General features: G+C 52.4%; 20 protein-coding genes. 14 read left to right on the top strand and 6 right to left on the bottom strand.

The genetic code is table 11. The features are described 5' to 3' along the window. Window positions 1-54: 54 nt before the first annotated feature. The gene (locus AC23NW_RS08235) at window positions 55-1,284 is read left to right on the top strand and encodes a 4-hydroxy-3-methylbut-2-enyl diphosphate reductase (protein WP_487448814.1); all 1,230 of its coding nucleotides are present in this window, start codon (window positions 55-57) and stop codon (window positions 1,282-1,284) included. Here the strand turns inward: AC23NW_RS08235 and AC23NW_RS08230 are convergent. Together AC23NW_RS08230 and AC23NW_RS08225 are read right to left on the bottom strand one after the other, a co-directional pair. After that, window positions 1,281-2,903 carry a glycoside hydrolase family 10-like protein gene (locus tag AC23NW_RS08230; RefSeq protein ID WP_487448813.1) on the bottom strand — a complete coding sequence of 541 codons (1,623 nt, stop codon included), beginning with the start codon at window positions 2,901-2,903 and terminating at the stop codon, window positions 1,281-1,283. The two genes, AC23NW_RS08235 and AC23NW_RS08230, sit on opposite strands and share 4 nt — an antisense overlap. A 114-nt stretch (window positions 2,904-3,017) precedes the next feature. After that, window positions 3,018-3,161, bottom strand: coding sequence for a DUF2256 domain-containing protein (locus tag AC23NW_RS08225; protein WP_293834175.1), 144 nt, complete (start codon window positions 3,159-3,161; stop codon window positions 3,018-3,020). A 62-nt stretch (window positions 3,162-3,223) separates the two neighbouring features. Between AC23NW_RS08225 and AC23NW_RS08220 the strand changes: the two genes are divergently transcribed. Continuing rightward, window positions 3,224-3,514, top strand: a complete 291-nt coding sequence (locus AC23NW_RS08220) for a TIGR03643 family protein (protein WP_293834176.1) — start codon at window positions 3,224-3,226, stop codon at window positions 3,512-3,514. A 176-nt stretch (window positions 3,515-3,690) separates the two neighbouring features. Beyond that, the gene (locus AC23NW_RS08215) at window positions 3,691-4,161 is read left to right on the top strand and encodes an Lrp/AsnC family transcriptional regulator (protein WP_071503387.1); all 471 of its coding nucleotides are present in this window, start codon (window positions 3,691-3,693) and stop codon (window positions 4,159-4,161) included. Window positions 4,162-4,216: 55 nt separating this feature from the next. Here the strand turns inward: AC23NW_RS08215 and AC23NW_RS08210 are convergent, their stop codons facing one another. Then, complete coding sequence (locus AC23NW_RS08210) at window positions 4,217-5,434, bottom strand: tetratricopeptide repeat protein (RefSeq protein ID WP_293834177.1); 1,218 nt, start codon at window positions 5,432-5,434, stop codon at window positions 4,217-4,219. 173 nt (window positions 5,435-5,607) lie between these two features. On the opposite strand from AC23NW_RS08210, the gene hpt reads away from it, so the two are divergent. Then, window positions 5,608-6,150, top strand: coding sequence for a hypoxanthine phosphoribosyltransferase (hpt, locus tag AC23NW_RS08205; protein WP_487448812.1), 543 nt, complete (start codon window positions 5,608-5,610; stop codon window positions 6,148-6,150). Between the two features lie 4 nt (window positions 6,151-6,154). After that, window positions 6,155-6,547, top strand: coding sequence for a VOC family protein (locus AC23NW_RS08200; protein ID WP_487448810.1), 393 nt, complete (start codon window positions 6,155-6,157; stop codon window positions 6,545-6,547). Here the strand turns inward: AC23NW_RS08200 and moaA are convergent. Then, window positions 6,544-7,524 carry a GTP 3',8-cyclase MoaA gene (moaA, locus tag AC23NW_RS08195; protein ID WP_487448809.1) on the bottom strand — a complete coding sequence of 327 codons (981 nt, stop codon included), beginning with the start codon at window positions 7,522-7,524 and terminating at the stop codon, window positions 6,544-6,546. The genes AC23NW_RS08200 and moaA overlap by 4 nt on opposite strands. A gap of 32 nt (window positions 7,525-7,556) precedes the next feature. Here moaA and AC23NW_RS08190 point away from each other — a divergent pair, with 32 nt between their 5' ends. The 5 genes from AC23NW_RS08190 (at window position 7,557) to AC23NW_RS08170 (ending at window position 10,828) form a co-directional block, all read left to right on the top strand. Further along, window positions 7,557-8,177, top strand: a complete 621-nt coding sequence (locus AC23NW_RS08190) for an ATP-binding cassette domain-containing protein (protein WP_293834181.1) — start codon at window positions 7,557-7,559, stop codon at window positions 8,175-8,177. 117 nt (window positions 8,178-8,294) lie between these two features. Continuing rightward, on the top strand, window positions 8,295-8,741 hold the full coding sequence (locus tag AC23NW_RS08185; RefSeq protein WP_293834182.1) for a DUF4920 domain-containing protein: 447 nt from the start codon (window positions 8,295-8,297) through the stop codon (window positions 8,739-8,741). Between the two features lie 128 nt (window positions 8,742-8,869). After that, window positions 8,870-9,727, top strand: coding sequence for an alpha/beta fold hydrolase (locus AC23NW_RS08180; protein ID WP_487448807.1), 858 nt, complete (start codon window positions 8,870-8,872; stop codon window positions 9,725-9,727). A 14-nt stretch (window positions 9,728-9,741) separates the two neighbouring features. Continuing rightward, complete coding sequence (locus AC23NW_RS08175) at window positions 9,742-10,236, top strand: RNA polymerase sigma factor (protein ID WP_293834184.1); 495 nt, start codon at window positions 9,742-9,744, stop codon at window positions 10,234-10,236. Beyond that, a complete protein-coding gene (locus tag AC23NW_RS08170; RefSeq protein WP_487448806.1) occupies window positions 10,223-10,828 on the top strand; it encodes a hypothetical protein in 606 nt (201 codons plus the stop codon). The genes AC23NW_RS08175 and AC23NW_RS08170 overlap by 14 nt, the downstream gene beginning before the upstream one ends. A 126-nt stretch (window positions 10,829-10,954) precedes the next feature. Here the strand turns inward: AC23NW_RS08170 and AC23NW_RS08165 are convergent, their stop codons facing one another. Further along, window positions 10,955-13,144, bottom strand: coding sequence for a penicillin acylase family protein (locus tag AC23NW_RS08165; protein ID WP_487448805.1), 2,190 nt, complete (start codon window positions 13,142-13,144; stop codon window positions 10,955-10,957). A gap of 90 nt (window positions 13,145-13,234) precedes the next feature. On the opposite strand from AC23NW_RS08165, the gene AC23NW_RS08160 reads away from it, so the two are divergent. The 4 genes from AC23NW_RS08160 to AC23NW_RS08145 all read left to right on the top strand — a co-directional run bounded on the left by AC23NW_RS08160 (window position 13,235) and on the right by AC23NW_RS08145 (window position 18,888). Next, entirely contained in the window at window positions 13,235-14,524 is a 1,290-nt protein-coding gene (locus tag AC23NW_RS08160; protein ID WP_293834187.1) for a metal-dependent hydrolase family protein, read from the top strand. A gap of 191 nt (window positions 14,525-14,715) precedes the next feature. Beyond that, window positions 14,716-15,801: a saccharopine dehydrogenase family protein gene (locus AC23NW_RS08155; RefSeq protein WP_487448928.1), complete on the top strand. Its 1,086-nt coding sequence runs from the start codon at window positions 14,716-14,718 to the stop codon at window positions 15,799-15,801. Between the two features lie 221 nt (window positions 15,802-16,022). Further along, on the top strand, window positions 16,023-17,366 hold the full coding sequence (locus AC23NW_RS08150; protein ID WP_293834188.1) for an MFS transporter: 1,344 nt from the start codon (window positions 16,023-16,025) through the stop codon (window positions 17,364-17,366). 28 nt (window positions 17,367-17,394) lie between these two features. Further along, a complete protein-coding gene (locus AC23NW_RS08145) occupies window positions 17,395-18,888 on the top strand; it encodes a tagaturonate reductase (protein WP_487448804.1) in 1,494 nt (497 codons plus the stop codon). A 68-nt stretch (window positions 18,889-18,956) separates the two neighbouring features. Here the strand turns inward: AC23NW_RS08145 and AC23NW_RS08140 are convergent, their stop codons facing one another. Then, the gene (locus AC23NW_RS08140) at window positions 18,957-20,225 is read right to left on the bottom strand and encodes an MFS transporter (protein ID WP_487448802.1); all 1,269 of its coding nucleotides are present in this window, start codon (window positions 20,223-20,225) and stop codon (window positions 18,957-18,959) included. Window positions 20,226-20,258: the final 33 nt, after the last annotated feature.

Genomic DNA, 20,258 nt, shown 5'->3' with positions numbered 1-20,258 from the left:
ACAAAGCAGGTTATTTGTCAGGCCTGTACGTTAAGTGACCCATTCAGCACAGTCATGAAGTCTTTCAACATCCCTCAGCATTACCGCAGTGCCGTTATTACTCCCATTAAGGAATTCCGCCGGAAACGTGATAAGCTAAAACGCGATTTCACCCCGACCGAACTGGATTTCGGGCCGGTACGGGTACTGATTGCCCGCCACTTTGGCTTTTGCTACGGTGTTGAAAATGCGGTTGAGATTGCCTACAAAGCCATCGCCGAAAACGAAGGCCGCCGGCTTTTTCTGCTGAGTGAAATGATTCACAACCCCGATGTAAATGCCGATCTGATCAGCCGGGGAGTGCGTTTTCTGATGGATACGCATGGCAAACAGCTGATCCCGTGGGAAGAACTGACGGCCGATGATGTGGTCATTATCCCGGCGTTCGGCACTACACTGGAAACCTACGCCCGCCTGCAAGCTATTGGTCTGGACATCGAAAAATACGATACCACCTGCCCGTTTGTGGAAAAAGTATGGAACAAGGCCAGCCAGATCGGCAATAAGCAGTACACTGTTATCGTGCATGGTAAGCCAAGCCACGAAGAGACGCGGGCCACGTTTTCACACAGCAAGGAAGCAGCGCCGACCGTGGTGGTGAAGGACATGAAACAGACACAGCATCTGGCAAGGTTCATTACCGGTGCCCTGCCGGCCGAACAGTTTTATACCGACTTTGCGGGGCAATACTCAGAAGGGTTCGATCCGTCTGTCGACTTAAAACGTATCGGTGTGGTAAACCAGACGACAATGCTGGCCTCCGATACTCAGGGCATTGCCGATTACCTGAAAGGCATCATGATTGACACCTACCAGCTTACGCCGGAGACTGTCGATAACCATTTTGCCAATACACGGGATACCTTGTGTTATGCCACCAACGACAATCAGGATGCAACCTATACCCTGCTTGACTATCCGGCCGATTTTGCCATTGTAGCAGGTGGCTATAACAGTTCCAATACGTCCCACATTGTCGAGCTCTGTGAGGCGAAAATTCCGACTTACTTTATTGAGTCAGATCAGAAAATACTCTCTGCTGACCTGATCCGCCACTACGACCTGCATACGAAACAGGAAGTGGTTACAGAATCCTTTATTCCGCAGCAGGAGCAGGTAACCGTATTGTTAACCTGCGGCGCCTCCTGCCCCGACGCGGTTGTCGAGGGCATTCTGATGCGCCTGGTCAGCTTCTTCCCGAATGCCCGTTCCATTGAATCGGTGATGAACCAGGTGACGGATTAATTGAGCCAGACCTGTACTTCCCGGCTTTCGTTGTGCAGCCGGTCAAAGGAGGTTACGATATACGTGTATTTCTTTTTCGGATCGGCCGTACGGTCGATGAAACGGGTATTGTCCTCGCCCGGGCAAATGCTCAGGATCCGTTGCGGATTATCGGTACGATACTGGCGGTAGCGGCCTTCAAAACGATAAACGACATAATAACTGGCCAGATCACCGTCTCTGGCTTCATCCGGTGACTGCCAGTAAATTTCTACCCCGCTCTCCGTACGGGCCGCTTTCAGGTCGCGTACCGGCAAGGGCGGAATACTGTCGATCCAGGTCATTGGCGGCACCAGCGCCGGATATTTATAGAGGTTTGTCTGAAGCGAATCCCGCACACCCAGCCGGTTGGTGGTCAGCGACTTTGAGCTAAAATAAATACTGCCGTGAACCGGTCCGCGTGCCGCCGTCAGTGCATTATTGCGCAGGTACCTGATCTGCGACGGCATCTGTGTCGGGTCCATCCAGGTCTGGTCGCGTTCGCGGGTGTTGCCCAGGCGGTAAGCTCCGTGGCCAATATACAGGTGGCGGCCGATGCTGTTTTTTGCCCACCAGTCGACCAGTACTTTATACGGCGCGCGGCTGAACTCGGTCGTGAAATATACCTGCGGCACAATGTAATCGACCCAGCCCTGACGGACCCATTTGCGGGTGTCGGCATAGAGTTCATAATACGCCTGCCCGCCGGTAGTTGCTGATCCGTCGGGATCACTTTTTACATTCTTCCAGATTCCGAACGGACTGATCCCGAACTTACAGTACGGATTTACAGCTTTTACGGAATCGCGCAGTTCGAGCACCAGTTTATCAACATTGCTCCGGCGCCAGTCTTCCTTACCCATTCCGTTGTAATATTTCCGGTAAGCGGCATCATCTTTAATCGTCTGTCCGGCAATGGCATACGGGTAAAAATAATCATCAAAATGGATACCATCCACGTCGTAGTTGCGTACGATATTGGCCACAATCCCGGCCACATAGGTCCGCACTTCCGGCATACCTAAGTTGAACAGCTTCCGGTCACCATAGGTGATAAACCATTCCGGTTTGCGGTAGCTGATATGGTCACTGGTAATGCTGGCTGTTTTCCCGAATGTCCCCCGGTCGAGGTTGAGCCACGCATGAAACTCCATGCCCCGGCTATGTGCCTGATCAATGATGAATTCCATCGGATCGTAAAACGGATCGGGAGCCTTGCCCTGCTTACCGGTCAGCCACTCCGACCACGGTTCCGCGCCTTCGGCATAGAATGCGTCGGCAGCGGCCCGCACCTGCATGATCACGGCATTTAGCCCCGCCTGCCGGTGCATGTCCAGAATCGAAATCATTTCCTGTTGCTGCTGCGCTGTCGGCAGCCCTTTCTTACTCGGCCAGTCAATGTTTTGTACGGTAGCAATCCAGACAGCCCTGAACTCGCGCTTCGGCGAAGGGGGCACCGACATATCCGGTACTTCATAGGTAACCGTATCAACCGGCGGCTTTGGCCGGGCGGCCACCGATGAAACCGGCTTTGGCGATGTCGTAACCGGCGGCTTTTTAGCTACGGGCTTTGTTGTGGCCGGCGGCGTTCTGACAACCACAGGCGTTCGGCGCGAATGGCACCCTATCGTGAAAAGAAGCGTTGAGAGACAAACCCAGAAAACAGTTACCCGAAACATGGAAAAGCGAATTAGGCTACAAAAGTACGGGATTAATTACTTTTTGCCTTCCCGCCGGCAACGATCGCTGCAATAGATAACCTGATCCCAGTCCCGTTCCCACTTTTTCCGCCAGCTGAACGGGCGTTGACAAACAGGGCATACCTTCACCGGCAGGTCGGACTTCTTGCGCATTTTCATGATCTGATTCCTTAACGTTTTATTTCGCTAAACCTTACCCTGCGGCCAATGGTTTAGGGTTCATGAAAACACAACAGACTACCCTCCTGACTGACGATGATATTGACCGGATTATTGAAATGGCATGGGAGGACCGGACACCCTTCGATGCCATCGAAGCACAGTTTGGTCTGGCCGAGCAGGACGTGATTGAACTCATGCGCCGTGAAATGAAACCATCGTCGTGGCGCATGTGGCGGGCCCGCGTTCAGGGCCGGAAGACTAAACACAAGGCTACATCGGCGGTTGACGATCAAACGTTTAAATGTAGCCGACAACGGCAAATCAGTCATAATCAGTCGAAAAAACGTTGAGAATGACATTTTGGCATCTAAATGTTTTCGCTTAATTTTGTCGCGCAATATTTGGGTAAATGGATATTTCTATTCAAAAAATAGTAAAAAAACCCAAAAATTTAAAATTTTTTTTGGAAAGGTGTAGTTTTGCAAACGACGTGATAAACTACTAACCTTAGCGTACAACGAAGACTATGTCAAGCTCAAAGTTAGATCAAATTGACCGAAAGGTTCTGGATATTCTGCAATCAAACGCCAAGATAACCAACGCACAATTATCAAAGGAAATCGGCCTGTCTCCTGCCCCGACACTCGAACGTGTTAAGAAGCTGGAAACATCCGGTATCATCCAAAGCTACCACGCCCAGCTCGACCGCGAAAAAGTAGGTCTGGGGGTAACTACATTTGTGATGGTAACCCTGGTAGGCCATAAAAAAATGGTGACCGACTCGTTTGTACAACGGGTCAACGAAATCCCTGAAATCATCGAATGCCACCACATTACCGGTTCAGGTGACTTCCTGCTGAAGGTTATTTCAAAAGACATCAACTCGTATCAAAAGCTGATGCTGGAAGTAATTAACGAGATTGAAGAGGTTGCCAGCACCCAAACCATGGTAATTTTATCGACGTTCAAGGAAAGCAAGGTAATGCCTATTCCCTGAGCCGTATATACCTGACGAAAAAGGGCCATTTACAGCAAATGGCCCTTTTTCGTATTTAGTCGCGGCGTTTCCGGCGTTCGTCCCTGCGCGACTTTTTACTGTCTTTCAGGGCCTTTTTCGCTTCTTCATACTGGCTTGATTTCTTATCGGCCGAATCGAGCACTTCCTTGTAGTAGGTTGTTGCCTGATCGTAGTTCTTCTCATCGGTCGCAATCTTCGCCAGCCCGACCAGCGATGACCAGTAATAGCCTGCGTTTGTTGCGTTAATCTGCTTAGCAAAATCAATGGACTGCTGGTAATACTGCTTGGCGGTCGCCGTATTGCGGTAAAAGTTGTGGTTTACGTAAGCCAGAATGTACGCAGCTGTCCGGCCGCTGACGGCTTCATACCCGGTTTGCCCGCGGGCGATTTTTTCCAGAATCCGTTTTGAAATCACTTCCGCTTCGTTCAGCCGTCCCCGCACAAATGCCGACCGGGCAAAATACCGCTCAAAAAAAGGATTTTCGGGATACTGCTCCGTCATGTACTTCGCCAGATCATAGGCTTTGTCGTACTGGTTTTCCATGCTGTAAATCTGTAGCAGGAAGTAGCGTGCCTCCGTCCGGGTATAAAACGCATTATTGGCTGTCTTTTCCAGTTGCTGAATACCGGAGTTCTTATCCCCTTTCGGGAAAAACATCAGGATCGGCTTCAGCAGCGGATAGTTCTGCGGAATCCACTGAGCATAATAATTATACAGCCCGTCGCCGAAGAGCAATTCGGGGCTGATATCGCCGTTCCCCTTACACTTCTCGAAATATTTCAGGGCGTTTTTACCGGCCAGGGTTGCCTTTGCCCATTTCTTCCGCTCCGAATACAGACGCCCTTTGAAAGCATAGGCCGCTGCCAGGAAAAACGACGGTTCTACCTTGTTATCGCTGTCGTCATATAGTTTTTCCGCCAATGTGATGGTCGAATCCATATACGCCAGACAACGGTCATCATAGTCCTCAATGTCGGTATTCGGTACAATTTTCCACCACTCGGCGAGGCCCATCAGAAAATAAGGCATCGGGTGTTTCGGATACCGCACCTTGAGCCAGCGGAACTCCTTATCGGCTTCGTAAAATTTATAGTTATACAACTGGTTAATGGCCTCAGCCGATTCCAGCTGCACACCGGGGTGCTTTAATAATCCATCGTATTTTTTATCAAAAGCCGACGGATCATATAACTGTGCCTGAGCCATATAGCCCAATACGATTAACAAAACCGTCAAACTGAACTGCTTCATGTTCTTTGTCATTTAGCTACGCTGCTGAACGTTCTCTGCGTCTTACCTATAACGGCTGCGACATCTTTTTATGTGTGATCTTTCCATTAACGTACAAAGCCGGCGATCAGTTTACCCTTCATAAAATTTACGAAAAAGTTGCCTTGCCATGCCCGCCCGCCGTACCTTTGCTCATGCCTACAGAAAAGATAACGATCAAAGATAAGTCGTTTGTGCCGTTTATTCCGGCCGAAGCCATTCAGAACCGCATCACGCAACTCGCTCAGCAGATTAATGAAGATTACGCCGGGAAACAGCCGCTGGTCATCGGTATCCTGAACGGGTCGGTACTCTTCGCGGCAGATCTGCTGAAAAAACTGAGCATTCCCTGTGAAATCGCCTTTGTCCGGGTCTCTTCCTATGCACAGACCAGCTCGACCGGTGCGGTCAAACAGATTCTGGGCCTGAGTGAATCCGTGAAAGACCGTGATCTGATCGTCGTGGAAGATATTGTCGATACGGGTCTTACCATCAATGATATACGCAAACAGCTCCTGGTTGAGGGACCGGCCTCACTGACCATTGCTACCCTTCTGCACAAACCCGAGGCCCTGAAACAGCCTGTTGAGCTCCAATACGTTGGTTTTGAGATCGAGAATAAATTTGTGGTTGGCTACGGGCTGGATTACGACGGGCTGGGCCGCAATACCGCAGCGATTTACGTGTTAAGCGAATAAAGACATGCAGCAGACTATTGCCTGTTTCGCGCTTGTTGTTGCTGACTACGACGAAGCCATTGCGTTCTATACGCAAAAGCTACATTTTACGCTGCGGGAAGACACGATGCTGAGCGAGACAAAACGCTGGGTAGTGATTGCTCCGCCGGGCACAACCGGCAGCGGTATCCTGCTGGCTAAAGCGGCCAATGAGGAGCAACAGTCCCGCGTAGGCAACCAGACCGGTGGCCGGGTCTTTCTGTTTCTGCATACCGATAACTTTACCCGCGACTATCAGAATCTGCTTGACCATGGCATCACCATCGTTCGCCATCCCGTTACCGAGGCATACGGAACCGTAGCGGTCTTTGCTGATTTGTACGGAAATTTGTGGGACTTAATCGGGCCGGAGCGTTAACCGCCAATCGTCGCCATTGATTCGGAAACGGGTGCTCGGTTCTTTTCGGCTTCGAAACCGTTGGCAGGGCGGCTGGCAAAGGCCTGTTTAAATGCCTCAACCAGGTCTGCATCCGTTGCCCCTGAGCGCATCAGGTCGCGGACGTTCAGCACACCGCTGTCGTACAGGCAGGTTTTCAGAACGCCTTGTGCCGTCATCCGGATCCGGTTGCAGCTCCCGCAGAACGTCCGGCTGAAGGCCGCAATGATCCCGACCGTTCCTTTATAGCCTGGTATCTGATAGTCATTCGACGTGGAAAACGGCCCGTCGGCAAGCTTCTGTATATCCGGATAAAATGACTTCAGCTCCGTCAGAATGCGGCGGTGTGTCCAGTTCAGGACCGGGTAATGTGTGCCTTCGCCGTTAAAGGGCATTTCTTCGATAAACCGAACTGCCACCGGCTGATCGCGGGTCAGCTCAGCCAGTAACGGAATGTCTTCGATGTTCTGCCCTTCCATCACTACCGCATTGATTTTTACCTCAATGTCATGCGCCAGCAGCTCATCAAGGGTTCGCAAAACAGCCGGCAGTTCATCGCGGCGCGTAATCTGGTGGAATCGCTGCCGATCCAGTGTATCAATACTGAGGTTAACGGATTTCAGTCCCAGCGATGCCAGCTCGGCCACATGCGGCGCAGTCAGCACCCCGTTGGTAGTCATTGCCAGTTCGGTCAGGCCGTCGATAGCCGACAATGACCGCATGAACGCCATCAGGCCATTACGTACAAATGGTTCCCCACCTGTAATCCTGACTTTATTTACACCTAGCCCCGCCAGTACGCTGACCAGCCGCTCCATTTCTTCGAACGTCAGCAGCTGTTTTTTCGGCAGGTAACGGATACCTTCTTCCGGCATACAGTAAAAACAACGCAGGTTGCAGCGGTCGGTAACGGCCAGCCGCAGATAGGTTATCGGGCGATTATGATTATCAAAAAGCATGAGTTACAAGCAAGTTAGCTTAATTTTGCGGTATGCTGACCATTACAGCCGAAGACATCGGCAAAAAATATCGTCGTGAATGGATATTCCGGCACGTTAACCTGACATTAACCGCAGGGACAAGTTACACGTTTGTTGGCCCCAACGGAAGTGGTAAGTCCACGTTTCTTCAGTTAATTTCCGGGGTAATGCCCGCCACCGAAGGCAAATTAGCCTACCGGCTCGGGGATAAAACACTTTTAGCCGATGACTGGTTTCGGCAAGTTACTATGGCAGCGCCTTATCTTGAACTGATCGAAGAACTGACCCTGCTCGAACTGCTTGCTTTTCACCAGACGTTCAAGCCATTTAAGAACGGGCTGACAACCGAAACTGTGCTGGAAAGAATGTTTCTGAGTCATGCCCGTAACAAAGAAATCAAGTACTTTTCGTCGGGTATGAAGCAACGGGTTAAGCTCGGGCTGGCTTTTTTCTCCGACGCCCCGCTGGTAATTCTGGATGAGCCGACCGCCAACCTCGACCGGCAGGGGGCAAACTGGTACCTGGACGAAGTGCAGCAGCTTGGTCCGGAACAGATCCTGCTCATCGGATCCAACCAGCCGGAAGAATACACATTCTGCCGGAATGTGTTAAGCGTTATGGAATGGAAGTGACCCGTACGCCCTGGAATCCGGCATAGGACAACAATCAGGGCTTACGTATGATAAAGCACCTGTGATTTTCTGGCACATAGCTTGTATATTTACCCTACGAAAAACTTCTGACACACAATGAAACACATTCTTGTACTGGTAGTAGCCCTTGGCCTTACACTGACGGCAAAGGCGCAAAGCTACCACGGTAAAAAAATCACTGACGACTCCGCCGTTGCGGCTACTGAACTCGCTGCTAAAATGGGCGAGAAAAAAGAACTGACAACCAAAGTAGAAGGCACGGTCGATCAGGTCTGCAAAGTCAAAGGCTGCTGGATGACCGTAAAAACGGCTGACGGCAAAACCATGCGTGTGACCTTCAAAGACTACGGGTTCTTTGTTCCGAAAGACATTGCCGGCAAGCAGGTTGTCTTCGAAGGCGTAGCCCAGACTACCACTACGTCGGTTGCCGAACTGCGCCACTATGCCGAAGATGCCGGTAAGAGCAAAGCCGAAATCGAAAAAATCACCGAGCCGGAAAAAGCACTTACATTCGTTGCTGACGGCGTAATCGTCAAAAAATAAGCACCTTACCGCTTCATAAAGCCTGGCTATCCAACATAGTCAGGCTTTTTTTTTGCTCAGTCTGTAACAATCCGGGCAGGCATGTATCAAAAGGCCAACATTACGAAACACTAAAAAACATATTCGCCATGAAGACCTTATTATTGACCCTGCTCATTGCTGTCTATGCCACCTGTTGCGTGGCTCAGTCAAACGCCTTTACGGTATCAGTAACCGGCAAAGGACAGCCTGTTATCCTGATTCCCGGCTATTCGTGCGGTGGTGAGGTCTGGAAGGAAACGGTCGACCACCTGAAAGGCCGCTACGAATGCCATGTACTGACCCTCGCCGGCTACAATGGCGTGGCTCCTATTCAGGCACCGGTCCTGCAAACCGTGCGGGATGAACTTATCCGGTATGTGAAAACGCAGCAGTTACACAAACCCATCCTGCTCGGCCATAGCCTGGGCGCGTTCATGAGCTTGTGGGTCAGCAGTACTGAACCGGACCTGTTTTCGAAAATCATCTGCGTCGACGGTGTTCCGTTTATTTCGGCGATGACCAACCCGACGATTACGGCCGACTCGCTGCGTAGAAACCCGATGTATAATCCGGAGCTTATGGTTAGAAATTTTACGTCTACCCCCGATTCGCTGTTTGCCGTATCACAGAAACGGGCCATGCGCATGCAGGTAACCGATACCCTGAAAGCTGATCTGGTAACCAGCTGGGCTGTCCGCAGTGACCGCCGGACACTGGCGGAGACGATTATCGAAATGAGTCTGACGGATTTACGGCAGGATATTGCCCGCATCACCGCCCCTACCCTCGTACTGGGTGGCCAGTATTTCAACAGTGAACCGGCAACGATGCGGATTCTGAACGAACAATATGAAAAGCTGCCCAACAAACATCTGGCCGTATCGAACACGAAACACTTCATCATGTACGAGAATCCGCAGTGGTTTTATGCTCAGATCGACCGGTTTCTGCAATCGGCTAACTAACCTGTCGATTCGATATGACTTTACCCAATTCATTTGACCTGCTCTACAAAACGTGGCACCCCAAAGTGCTTAAACTTTGCCTCGGGTATACCGGTGATTACGATCAGGCGCAGGACCTGGTACAGGAAACCTTTATTAAAGTCTGGCACCATCTCCCGACTTTCCGGGGTGATGCGCAGGTTCAGACCTGGATTTACCGGATTGCTGTCAATACCTGCCTGCTGCATCTGCGCAGTACCCGCACTAAACCTACAGCAACGGCAGACCCGAAGGATATACACAACATTCCGGACGAACAGGCCGAACCCGACGAGCAGATTATGGTCCTGTATAAGTGCATCAGTCAGCTTGCCGAAACCGACCGGATTATCATTACCCTCGTACTCGAAGACACGCCTTACCCCGACATAGCGCAGGTTGTGGGCATTTCAGAAGGAAATCTGCGCGTAAAAATTCACCGCATCAAACAACAACTAACGTCAATTTACAAGCAATATGGACGAGTTTGAGCTATTTAAAGAACGCTGGCAGCAACAACCGGAACCCGTTAAAGGCCCTGACCTGGCCGGACTGAAAGCCAGCAACACCGACGCGCTGTCGAAACTGCGGCGAACGCAGCTCTGGTCGGCCATTGCCTTGCTGGCGACGGTAGTCGTGCTGACCTGGATTGGTTTTTTCAGCGGCATTACCTTTTCGTCGGCCACCACCTACACCGGTCTGGTGCTGGTACTGGTCGTTGTACTGACCCAGAGTCTTATCAATTTTGCCATTTACCGGCGGCTGGGGCAGCTGGCGGTTACCTCTTCGGCAAGCGAGCATTTACAGCAGTGGGAGACGTATTACAGCTTCCGGAAAAAAATGGTACGAATCAACAGCCCGCTCTATTTTATCGGCCTGAATGCCGCAATGGGACTCTATTTTATCGAAATCCTCGGCTATTTTTCATCGGCGTTCATTGCCTTATTTCTGGTTTTGTATCTGGGATGGATGGCGTTTGCGTACCTGTATCTGGGTCGGCGTGCCCTGCGGAAAGAGTACGGCCAGATTGAAGCCATTCTGGAAAATCTCCGCCGGCTGCACGGGCAACTGAAGGAGGAATAAGAAAAAGGGGGGCGACCACGTGCACCTTTATAGAAAAGGGCGGCTACATGGGGAAAATGAATGGGCGACCACGTGGGGGTAGAAAAACGGGCGACCACATGGGGTCGCCCGTACGAGTGCAATGCGTTATTCGCCGGGGTGGTATGTTTTTTCGACGTGCTGCTGAATGTCTTCGGGATAGAACCACACATCGCGGAACCGACCCTGGCTGTACAGACTGGCCTGATCAGTGAAATGCGGTGATTTGGGGTTGCTGTTGGAACCGCCTGTAACAACCGCCCGCGCCTTTACTTTCTTGCCGAATTCGACTACGGCCACAAAGCTGTTGCCGACATAGCCGTAGCGTTTTTTCGTATTTGGATACGACCGCGCCCCGAATGCCGCCAGCGAGCCCCAGGCCGACGGCGTAAACCCGACAGCCAGGCTCGGCTTCGTATCGTCGTAAGTCTCCTGAATCTGGCCCGTCAGCCGCTGAAACCGGTTCATGTCGCCCCAAGCTACGTTCCACTTGCCGAAATCGCGCTCAAATTCGTCGACTACCTCCGCCAGCGTCTGAATCTTTTCCCTGGCAGAGGTATTGTTGATCACCAGATCGGTCATGCCCAGATTATCGAGCCGCTGTCCGGCCGTTGCCCGCGGACGGGCCATCCGCTGCATTTTCTCACCCCAGACAATCGCCAGCGCGGTACCGACCGAATTTACGCCGTAGTTTTTGTCCCACACCCGCAACACCTCGATGGCTTTCCGGACATCAGAAGCCTGTTTGCCGGACAAGTCCGTTACATTTTCGTAGGCTTTCAGCAACGCAGGAATCAGTGCATCGAAACCGGCCAGGTGCGGATCATTGGCGGCGGCAATGAGTGAGTCCAGCGTATACACAGGCTTCCCTGCCAGCACGCGGGCGGCATTGATGCCCCGATAGTTTTCGGCGTCGGGTGCCATATACGCCGGAAATTTATCTTTTTGCGGACTGCTGCTGCCAGACACCGTAAACGGCGTTGAATTGCAGTTCTGAATCCAGCCCGTCGCCGGATTTTTTACCTGTACAATATCCGAAACCGCATGCAGGCCTTTCCAGTCTGTTTCGGGATTGCTGCCATCAACCGGTTGTTCCCAGTCAAATTTCGGATCACGCTTCGGCATGAAATTACCGTGCCAGTAGGCGATATTGCCTTTACGGTCGGCAAATACGGTATTGTTGGAGGCATTGCCGTTGAGCTTCATCACTTTCTGGTAGCTGGCGTAATCTTTAGCTTTTGTCCGCAGATACGACTGCATCAGCGCATTCAGCCCGTCGTTCATCATACTCAGTGCAATCCACGTGCCGTCCTTCTCACCGACAACCGGCCCGTGATGGGTGCGGTAGATTGTGAACTCGCGCTGTTCAACGCCTTTGCCCAGTTTGTACGGCAGCAGTACTTTCTCGACTGTTACCGGCCGCCATTCTTCCCCGTATTTATAGACCAGCTTCCCGTCTTTTTTCTCAATCGTTTCCAGAAACTCGTCCATCACATCGGCATAGCTGGAGGTATGCATCCAGCCACAGTTCCGGTTAAAGCCCTGATAGATGAAAAACTGCCCCCATGTTACGGCTCCGTATGCATTCAGGCCCTCTTTGCTGACCATCTGCAATTCAGAGCGGAAATAAAACGATGTGTGCGGATTGATGAGCAGCAGGGCATTTTTGGTCGCGCTTTTCGAGGGCGCAATCGCAAAGCCGTTTGACCCGACCGATTCCCGCTCGTAATGGCTGTCGAAGTCATCAACCTGTGACGTTTTACGGTTTTCGTAAAAGGCCTTCAACCGCTCGGTCGATACGGCGCTGATGTTACCGCCAATACTGCCTTCACTGAACATTAGCGGCATCCACGGCTTGAAGCGTGTCAGCAGCCGGGGTTTCACCTGCGGGTGAGTATGAAGGTAGTAGTTGGCTCCGTCGGCAAAGGCATTCAGGAGCTTTTTCATCCATGCCGGACTTTTCTGGTATTGCGCAATGGCCATGGTGCTGTCCATAAAAAGCCGGGCACGGAGGTCATGGTAGAGTGCCCCCTCACCGTCCACCTCTGCCATGCGGCCGATGGCATCGATGTAATTGGCTTCAACCCGCGCGAAATCGTCCTCACACTGGGTGTATAAAGCACCGAACACCACGTCGGCATCGGTTTTGCCGTAAATGTGCGGGATGCCCCACGTATCGCGCGTAATGGTAATCTGCCGGGCCTGTTGCTGCCAGCGGGCCACTTCATCGGCCGTAAACGACTGGGCCGTGGCTATCCCTGCCGACAGCAGCACACCTAAAAGGGAAAGGACTTTCATTTGTTCAGGCTTGTAGTCTGTTGAATGCGTTAAATATAGGCGTTTTCGTTTATCTTGCATCTCTTACCTAAACATGAAAAATCATCAATCATGAAACATCGTTACCTTTCGGCACTCCTGCTGGCAGGAACAGCTTTGTGTGCCGGCCAGGCCGTTGCCCAGCGCACCCTCATTCACTGCGGCAACCTGTTCGACGGCGTCCGGAATGACCTGCAACGCGACGTTACCGTTGTCGTGGAAGGCAATAAAATCACCGGTATTCAGAAGGGCTTCACGTCGGCAAGCGGCTCCGATAAAGTCATCGACCTGAAAAACAAAACCGTGTTGCCGGGCCTGATCGATATGCACGTGCACATCGAAAGCGAAACCCGCCGCGGAGGCTCTTACGACCGCTTTACGCAGAACGTACCCGACGTGGCGTTTCAGGCCGCCAAATATGCGAAAGTAACGCTGCTGGCCGGTTTCACGACCGTGCGCGATCTGGGGGGCTCAGGCGTTAATATCTCGCTCCGGAATGCGATCAACCGTGGGCTGGCAGAAGGCCCGCGCATCATGACCAGCGGCAAGTCCATTGCCACCACCGGTGGCCACGCCGACCCCACCAACGGCTTCCGCCGCGATCTGGCCGGTGACCCGGGACCGGTCGACGGCGTCATCAACGGCCCGGACGAAGCCCGTAAAGCCGTTCGTCAGCGCTATAAGGAGGGTGCCGATGTGATTAAAATTACGGCAACCGGCGGCGTACTGAGCAATGCCAAAGACGGTCAGGGCCCGCAGTTTACCGACGAAGAAGCAAAAGCGATTGTTGAAACCGCCAAAGATTACGGCATGAGCGTGGCTGCCCACGCCCACGGCGCAGAAGGCATGAAGCGGGCCATCCGCGCCGGTGTCACCACTATCGAACACGGTACGCTGATGGACGACGAGGCCATTGAATTGTTCAAAAAACACGGAACGTACTACGTGCCGACCATCATCGCCGGCCGGACCGCCGCCGACTCAGCCCGCATCATGGGCTACTACCCGGCTCTGGTGACGCCAAAAGCCCTCGCCATTGGGCCGAAAATTCAGGCAACATTTACGAAGGCTTACAAGGCAGGCGTTAAAATCGCCTTTGGTACCGATGCCGGGGTTTATCCGCACGGCTACAACGCCAAGGAGTTTGAGTACATGGTCGAAGGCGGTATGCCACCGGTTGAGTGCATTAAGGCGGCAACCGTTGTCAACGCCGAAGTACTGGGCATGAAAGACCAGATCGGAGCCATCGAAACCGGCAAACTTGCCGACATTATCGCCGTTGACGGCAACCCGTTACAAGACATCAAAACCCTGCAACAGGTGAAATTCGTCATGAAAGACGGCAAAGTTTACAAGCAGTAGAGACGCATACATGCGTCTCATGTATGCCCGTTTATTATCCGGAGCGAGATCTGACCGATCTCGCTTTTTTTGATACCTACACCACCGGTCAGATACGGCCTCCTTGCTCGGTTTAAGGACAAAACCCGGATAAATTATAAGCTAATCTGTATATTGCTTACCAAATTCATTGCAAACTAGTAAAGCTTATGATCCAGAACGTATTAGTCGTCGGACTGGGTAAGGTGGGATCGCTGGTCGGTGTTTTGCTCGGCCGCAAGTTTTCGGTAACCGGTTTCGACAAACACCAGCCGGCCTACGAGAATCTCCCTTTTCCGACACTGCAGGGCGACATTTCCGATACAACCGCATTCGAAAACGTCCTTCAGGGGTTCGATGCCGTGGTTTCCTGTCTGCCCTATTCCCTGAACCTGCCGATTGCGCAAACCGCCCATAAACTTGGTGTCCACTATTTTGACCTCACCGAAGACGTTCCGACCACCAATGCCATCCGCGACATGGCCAAAACCGGCACATCGGTCATGGCGCCGCAATGCGGCCTGGCGCCCGGCTATATCGGTATCGTCGGGGCTGACTTAGCGAACCGCTTCGACCGCCTGCGCGACATCGAACTGCGCGTCGGTGCACTGCCGCAGAACCCGAACGGCCTCCTGGGCTATTCGTTTACGTGGTCGCCGGCGGGGGTTATCAACGAGTACCTGAACGACTGCGAGGTGATCCAGAACGGTGTCCGCAAGTGGGTGACGGCTCTCGACGGGCTGGAAGTCATCAATATGCATGGCATGGAGTTCGAAGCGTTTTCGACCTCAGGCGGCCTCGGAACCATGTGCGAAACGTATGAGGGGCAGCTCGACACGCTCAACTACAAGACCATCCGCTATCCCGGCCACGCGAAGCTGATGCGCTTTCTGCTGTATGAACTGATCCTGAAAAACAAGCGGGAACTGGCCGAGCAAATCCTGACCGAAGCAAAACCACCGGTTCAGGATGATGTCGTCTACGTGTATGCCGTTGTCGAAGGCTGGAAAAACGGGCAGCTGAAACGTGAAGAATTTGCCCATGCCTACCACCCGATCTCACTCGAAGGACGGCGTTGGCGGGCTATTTCCTGGACAACAGCCGCGTCGGTAGCGGCCGTGGTGGAACTGGTATCCGATGGCCGGTTACCGCAACAAGGCTTCCTGAAACAGGAGGATATTCCGCTTGATGCTTTCCTTCAAACCCTGAACGGCTCCATCTACGAAGCTGCCCACACATCGCAGGTGATGACCTTGTAAATTCAGACAGGATTACGGGATTGACAGGATTTATCAGTGAAAACAATCCTGTTAATCCTGTAATCCTGTCTGACAAAAACGCCAATCCTGCGTAATTTACCCCATATTCTGTCTCTTTTTAACCACACCCGTTCCCTTGCCGGGCCCCTCTTCTTCTGCTCGTAGATCAGTAAAACAGTACAGCTTTCGGCTTTGGAGGTAAAGATTGCCTTTTGTTTTTCATGCAAAATACCGCGCCCACCGGCACTTATCGCTGGCGAATTGTTGCCGTTTTATTCCTGGCTACTACGATCAACTATATTGATCGGCAGGTGCTGTCGTTCACGATGACCGACGAGCTGTTCCGGCGCGAAATGCTTGGCCTCGGCCCCGACGAACTGCTGACGCCCGAGGCCATTGACCGGTTCCGGATTCAGTACGGCGATGTAGTGGCGGCGTTCCAGTTTACCTATGCCCTGGGCCTGCTGACCATCGGCTACCTGATCGACCGGATCGGCACCAAGCGCGGTTTTTCGCTGGGAATTCTGGTCTGGAGCATTGCGGGCGTTATGACAACCTTTGTGCAGTCTATTTCCGGACTGGCCCTGGCCCGAACCGTGCTGGGCATCGGTGAGGCAGCCAACTTTCCGTCGGCCATCAAAACGGTATCCATCTGGTTTCCAAAGCACGAGCGTTCCTTTGCCAACGGCCTGTTCAACGCCGGTACCAACGTTGGTATTATCCTGACGGCGCTGCTGGTGCCTTACCTGATTCTGCACTTTGGCTGGCGCAGCTCGTTTTTTGTCACCGGTATGCTGGGCTTTTTTCTGCTCATCCTGTGGTGGCGGACGTATACCCGCCCGGAATACAGCAATGCCGTCTCCCCTTCCGAGCTGGCATACATCCGGCAACGGGACGACAGCCCGCAGGCCCCCGAGAAAATTTCATGGCTTAACCTGCTGAGTTATAAACAAACCTGGGCACTGGTAATCGGTAAGTTTCTGGCCGACCCGATCTGGTATTTCTACATGATCTGGCTACCCGATTTTTTTAACTCGAACGATGCGCTCGACCAGAAACTTGACCTGAGCAGCTTCGGCCTGCCATTCCTGATCATCTACGTGGTGTCTGATGCGGGCAGTATCTTTTTCGGCTGGCTCAGCACCCAGTTTATGCACCGGGGCTGGTCGGCGAACCGTGCCCGCAAAACGACCATGCTTTTTTGTGCGCTTTGTGTACTGCCGATTTTCACGGTCGCACAGACAAATAGCCTTACGATGGCCATTGCCCTGATTTCGCTGGCAACCGCGGCTCATCAGGGCTGGTCGGCCAATATGTATACGTTTGCTTCGGATTTGTTCCCGAAAAATGTCGTCGGTTCCGTGATGGGCATTGGTGGCATGTCGGGAGCGGTGGGCGGCATTTTGCTGGCCCAGCAATCGGGGCGAATAATTACAGCTTTTGGCTATTTGCCCATGTTTATTATCGCAAGTTGTGCTTATTTAGTAGCGTTGATTATTATACACTTTTTATTGCCGAAGCTGGAGCCGGTAAGTGCAGAAGAGTTAGCAGGTATAGCTGTCTAATTTTATGCCCTCAATTCGAATGTTGACTATGACCAAACTTAATCGTACAACCCACCCTGTTTCCTCAAATCCGGAACGTGTATTACAATTCGGCACGGGCGTGCTCCTGCGCGGACTTGTTGACTATCAAATTGATAAGGCTAATAAGCAGGGTCTTTTCAATGGTTCGGTTGTTATTGTTAAATCAACCGGCGGTACAACCGATGAGTTTGCCCGGCAGGATAATCTGTATTCGGTAGCAGTGCGTGGTGTACGGCAGGGACAAAGCATCAGTGAGAATACGCTGGTAACGTCGGTAAGCCGTGTGCTGTCGGCGCAAACCGAATGGCGCGACATCCTGAATCTGGCCAAAAGCCCGAGTCTGCGCGTCATCGTGTCGAATACCACTGAAGTTGGCTTACAATATGTAGAGGAGAGTATTTTCCAGAATCCTCCTCAATCATTTGCCGGTAAGCTGACAGCGTTCCTGTATGAGCGGTTTAAGGATGTCGGCGGCTCACGCAACCGCGGGCTGGTCGTTATCCCGACCGAGCTGGTGGTCGATAACGGATTGAAACTGCGGGATCTGGTCGAGCGGTTAGCGGCTCACAACGAATTGGGCAAGCTCTTTACCAAGTGGCTTAAATTCCACGTCCGGTTCTGCAACTCGCTGGTCGACCGCATTGTACCCGGCAAACCGGAAGCAGGCATTAAAAAGCAGATTGAAGAAGAACTTGGCTACGAAGATGATCTGCTGACCATGACGGAACCCTATCACCTCTGGGCCATCGAAGGCGACGACCGTGTGAAAGAAATCCTGTCATTTGCCGGTGCCAACCCGAATACCATTGTTATCGACGAAGACATTACGTTCTACCGTGAGCGCAAACTCCGCGTGCTGAACGGCAGCCATACCATCAGCGTACCACTGGCTTACCTCCTCGGCCACGAAATTGTCCTCGACATGATGGATGATCCGTTGACAAGCCGGTTTATCGAAGAGGTGATGCAGCAGGAAATCGTACCGACGGTTCCGGCCGACGATGTAGCGCTGGTGAAAGAGTTTGCCGACGAAGTACTGGACCGCTTCCGTAACCCGAGTATTGAACACCTCCTGCTGAACATTACCGTGCAGGAGTCGGCCAAAATGCAGGCGCGGAACGTAACTACGTTACAGCGTTACTATGAACTTTTCAACAAAGTACCTGACCGCTTCGCCCTTGGTTTCGCTGCTTATCTGCGTTTTATGAAGGTAACGCACGAAGACAAAGGCACTTTCTACGGCGAAGTTGATGTAGCGGCCGGGCTGCTGAATTATCCGGTTAAAGATGACCGTGCGGCCTACTACTACGGCATCTGGCCAACTGTTCAGACGGGCGATGAAGCGTCTGTACGGGCATTTGTTGAAAAGGTTTGTTCGGATAAAGAGTTCTGGAAAGCAGACTTGTCGGCGCTGCCTGGCTGGGTTGATGCCGTATCGGGCTATCTGTTCAGTATGCTGAACAAAGGCGTCCGGGCTACGGTAAACGAGGTACTGGCGTAATACAGGTGCATAACAAAGGCGGCTACCTGATGCCAGGTAGCCGCCTTTGTTATATAAGCATCCTACTGTTATTCTTCCAGGTAATTCAGGTCCTTGCCGTGCGTTTCCGGAATGGTCAGAATGGAATAAAAGCCTACGACAAAGGCGATCAGGCCAACCAGCGCACCGGCATTAATAATATCCATCGACGGTTTGAACGCCTGATAGGTCAGCGTCATCGGAATCACCAGCCCGCGCACCATGTTCGGAACGGTTGTTGCCGCCGTAGCCCGCAGGTTAGTACCGAACTGCTCGGCGCCGATGGTCACGAACATCGCCCAGTAGCCGATGCCGAAGCCCAGCACCAGGGCTGTTCCGTAAAGCGTAGCCGCACTTTTCAGCCCGCCATAGAGATAGAACAAACTAACGACCAGCGTCAGCCCCATCAGCAGTGAGACGGCCTTCTTACGCGAGTGCAGCGCATGGCTGATTACCCCGCTCGACAAATCGCCAAAGGCCAGCCCGACGTACGTCCACATGATCGTCAGACCAGGTTTTATCGGCTCGCTGATACCGAATGCTTTGCCGAATTCATTACTGAACGTGGCCAGAATCCCGATTACAAACCAGGTCGGCAAACCGATACCGATGCATTTCAGGTAGCGTGACATCCGGTCAGTACTTGTAAAAAATGCCAGGAAATTCCCCCGCTCAACGTGCTGTTGCTCGGTCACATTTTTGAACATCCCCGACTCGATAACGCCTACCCGTAGCAGTAACAGGCCAATACCCATCAGACCGCCCACGAAAAACGCCATTTTCCAGTCGAACAGCTCAACGGTAAAGTAGGCTACGACCGCGCCGAACAGCCCCACACCGGCCACCAGCGAGGTACCAATAGCCCGAAGCTCTTTCGGCAATACTTCGGAAACCAGCGTAATACCAGCGCCCAGCTCTCCGGCCAGACCGATCCCGGCAACAAACCGCATGTAGGCATAGTAATCGGTCGGGTCCATGAACGTCACGTCGGCGATAAACCCGCAGGCGATGTTGGCCAGCGAGTAAGTGATGATACTGCCGAAAAGCACCGACAACCGGCCTTTTTTATCGCCCAGTACCCCCCAGATGATACCGCCGATGAGCAGTCCACCCATCTGCCAGTTCAGAATCCGGGTGCCTACTTCTGAAATCTGATCGCCGCTAAGCCCTAAGTCCTGTAGGCTGGGCACACGAACAATACCAAAAAGTAATAAATCGTAAATATCAACGAAGTAGCCCAGCGCCGCCACGATCACCGGCAGGCTGATTAAGTGCTGGGCAGTCGTTTTGGTTTTAGGGGTAAGGGTAGGAACAGCCATTCGGGGTCGAATTGAGTTTTGCTTAGATTGAGT

The sequence above is a fragment of the Arsenicibacter sp. R0_47 genome, assembly GCF_057652235.1.
The sequence above is the reverse complement of the archived record's forward strand: the minus strand, read 5'-3'. Positions and strand labels throughout refer to the sequence as shown.

Excerpts from the sequence above, each read along its gene's own strand:
- AC23NW_RS08235 (WP_487448814.1), top strand. The coding sequence starts at position 55 with ATGAAGTCTTTCAACATCCCTCAGCATTACCGCAGTGCCGTTATTACT.
- AC23NW_RS08225 (WP_293834175.1), bottom strand. The coding sequence starts at position 3,161 with ATGAAAATGCGCAAGAAGTCCGACCTGCCGGTGAAGGTATGCCCTGTT.
- AC23NW_RS08220 (WP_293834176.1), top strand. The coding sequence starts at position 3,224 with ATGAAAACACAACAGACTACCCTCCTGACTGACGATGATATTGACCGG.
- AC23NW_RS08215 (WP_071503387.1), top strand. The coding sequence starts at position 3,691 with ATGTCAAGCTCAAAGTTAGATCAAATTGACCGAAAGGTTCTGGATATT.
- AC23NW_RS08210 (WP_293834177.1), bottom strand. The coding sequence starts at position 5,434 with ATGAAGCAGTTCAGTTTGACGGTTTTGTTAATCGTATTGGGCTATATG.
- hpt (WP_487448812.1), top strand. The coding sequence starts at position 5,608 with ATGCCTACAGAAAAGATAACGATCAAAGATAAGTCGTTTGTGCCGTTT.
- AC23NW_RS08200 (WP_487448810.1), top strand. The coding sequence starts at position 6,155 with ATGCAGCAGACTATTGCCTGTTTCGCGCTTGTTGTTGCTGACTACGAC.
- moaA (WP_487448809.1), bottom strand. The coding sequence starts at position 7,524 with ATGCTTTTTGATAATCATAATCGCCCGATAACCTATCTGCGGCTGGCC.
- AC23NW_RS08190 (WP_293834181.1), top strand. The coding sequence starts at position 7,557 with ATGCTGACCATTACAGCCGAAGACATCGGCAAAAAATATCGTCGTGAA.
- AC23NW_RS08185 (WP_293834182.1), top strand. The coding sequence starts at position 8,295 with ATGAAACACATTCTTGTACTGGTAGTAGCCCTTGGCCTTACACTGACG.
- AC23NW_RS08180 (WP_487448807.1), top strand. The coding sequence starts at position 8,870 with ATGAAGACCTTATTATTGACCCTGCTCATTGCTGTCTATGCCACCTGT.
- AC23NW_RS08175 (WP_293834184.1), top strand. The coding sequence starts at position 9,742 with ATGACTTTACCCAATTCATTTGACCTGCTCTACAAAACGTGGCACCCC.
- AC23NW_RS08170 (WP_487448806.1), top strand. The coding sequence starts at position 10,223 with ATGGACGAGTTTGAGCTATTTAAAGAACGCTGGCAGCAACAACCGGAA.
- AC23NW_RS08165 (WP_487448805.1), bottom strand. The coding sequence starts at position 13,144 with ATGAAAGTCCTTTCCCTTTTAGGTGTGCTGCTGTCGGCAGGGATAGCC.
- AC23NW_RS08160 (WP_293834187.1), top strand. The coding sequence starts at position 13,235 with ATGAAACATCGTTACCTTTCGGCACTCCTGCTGGCAGGAACAGCTTTG.
- AC23NW_RS08150 (WP_293834188.1), top strand. The coding sequence starts at position 16,023 with ATGCAAAATACCGCGCCCACCGGCACTTATCGCTGGCGAATTGTTGCC.
- AC23NW_RS08145 (WP_487448804.1), top strand. The coding sequence starts at position 17,395 with ATGACCAAACTTAATCGTACAACCCACCCTGTTTCCTCAAATCCGGAA.
- AC23NW_RS08140 (WP_487448802.1), bottom strand. The coding sequence starts at position 20,225 with ATGGCTGTTCCTACCCTTACCCCTAAAACCAAAACGACTGCCCAGCAC.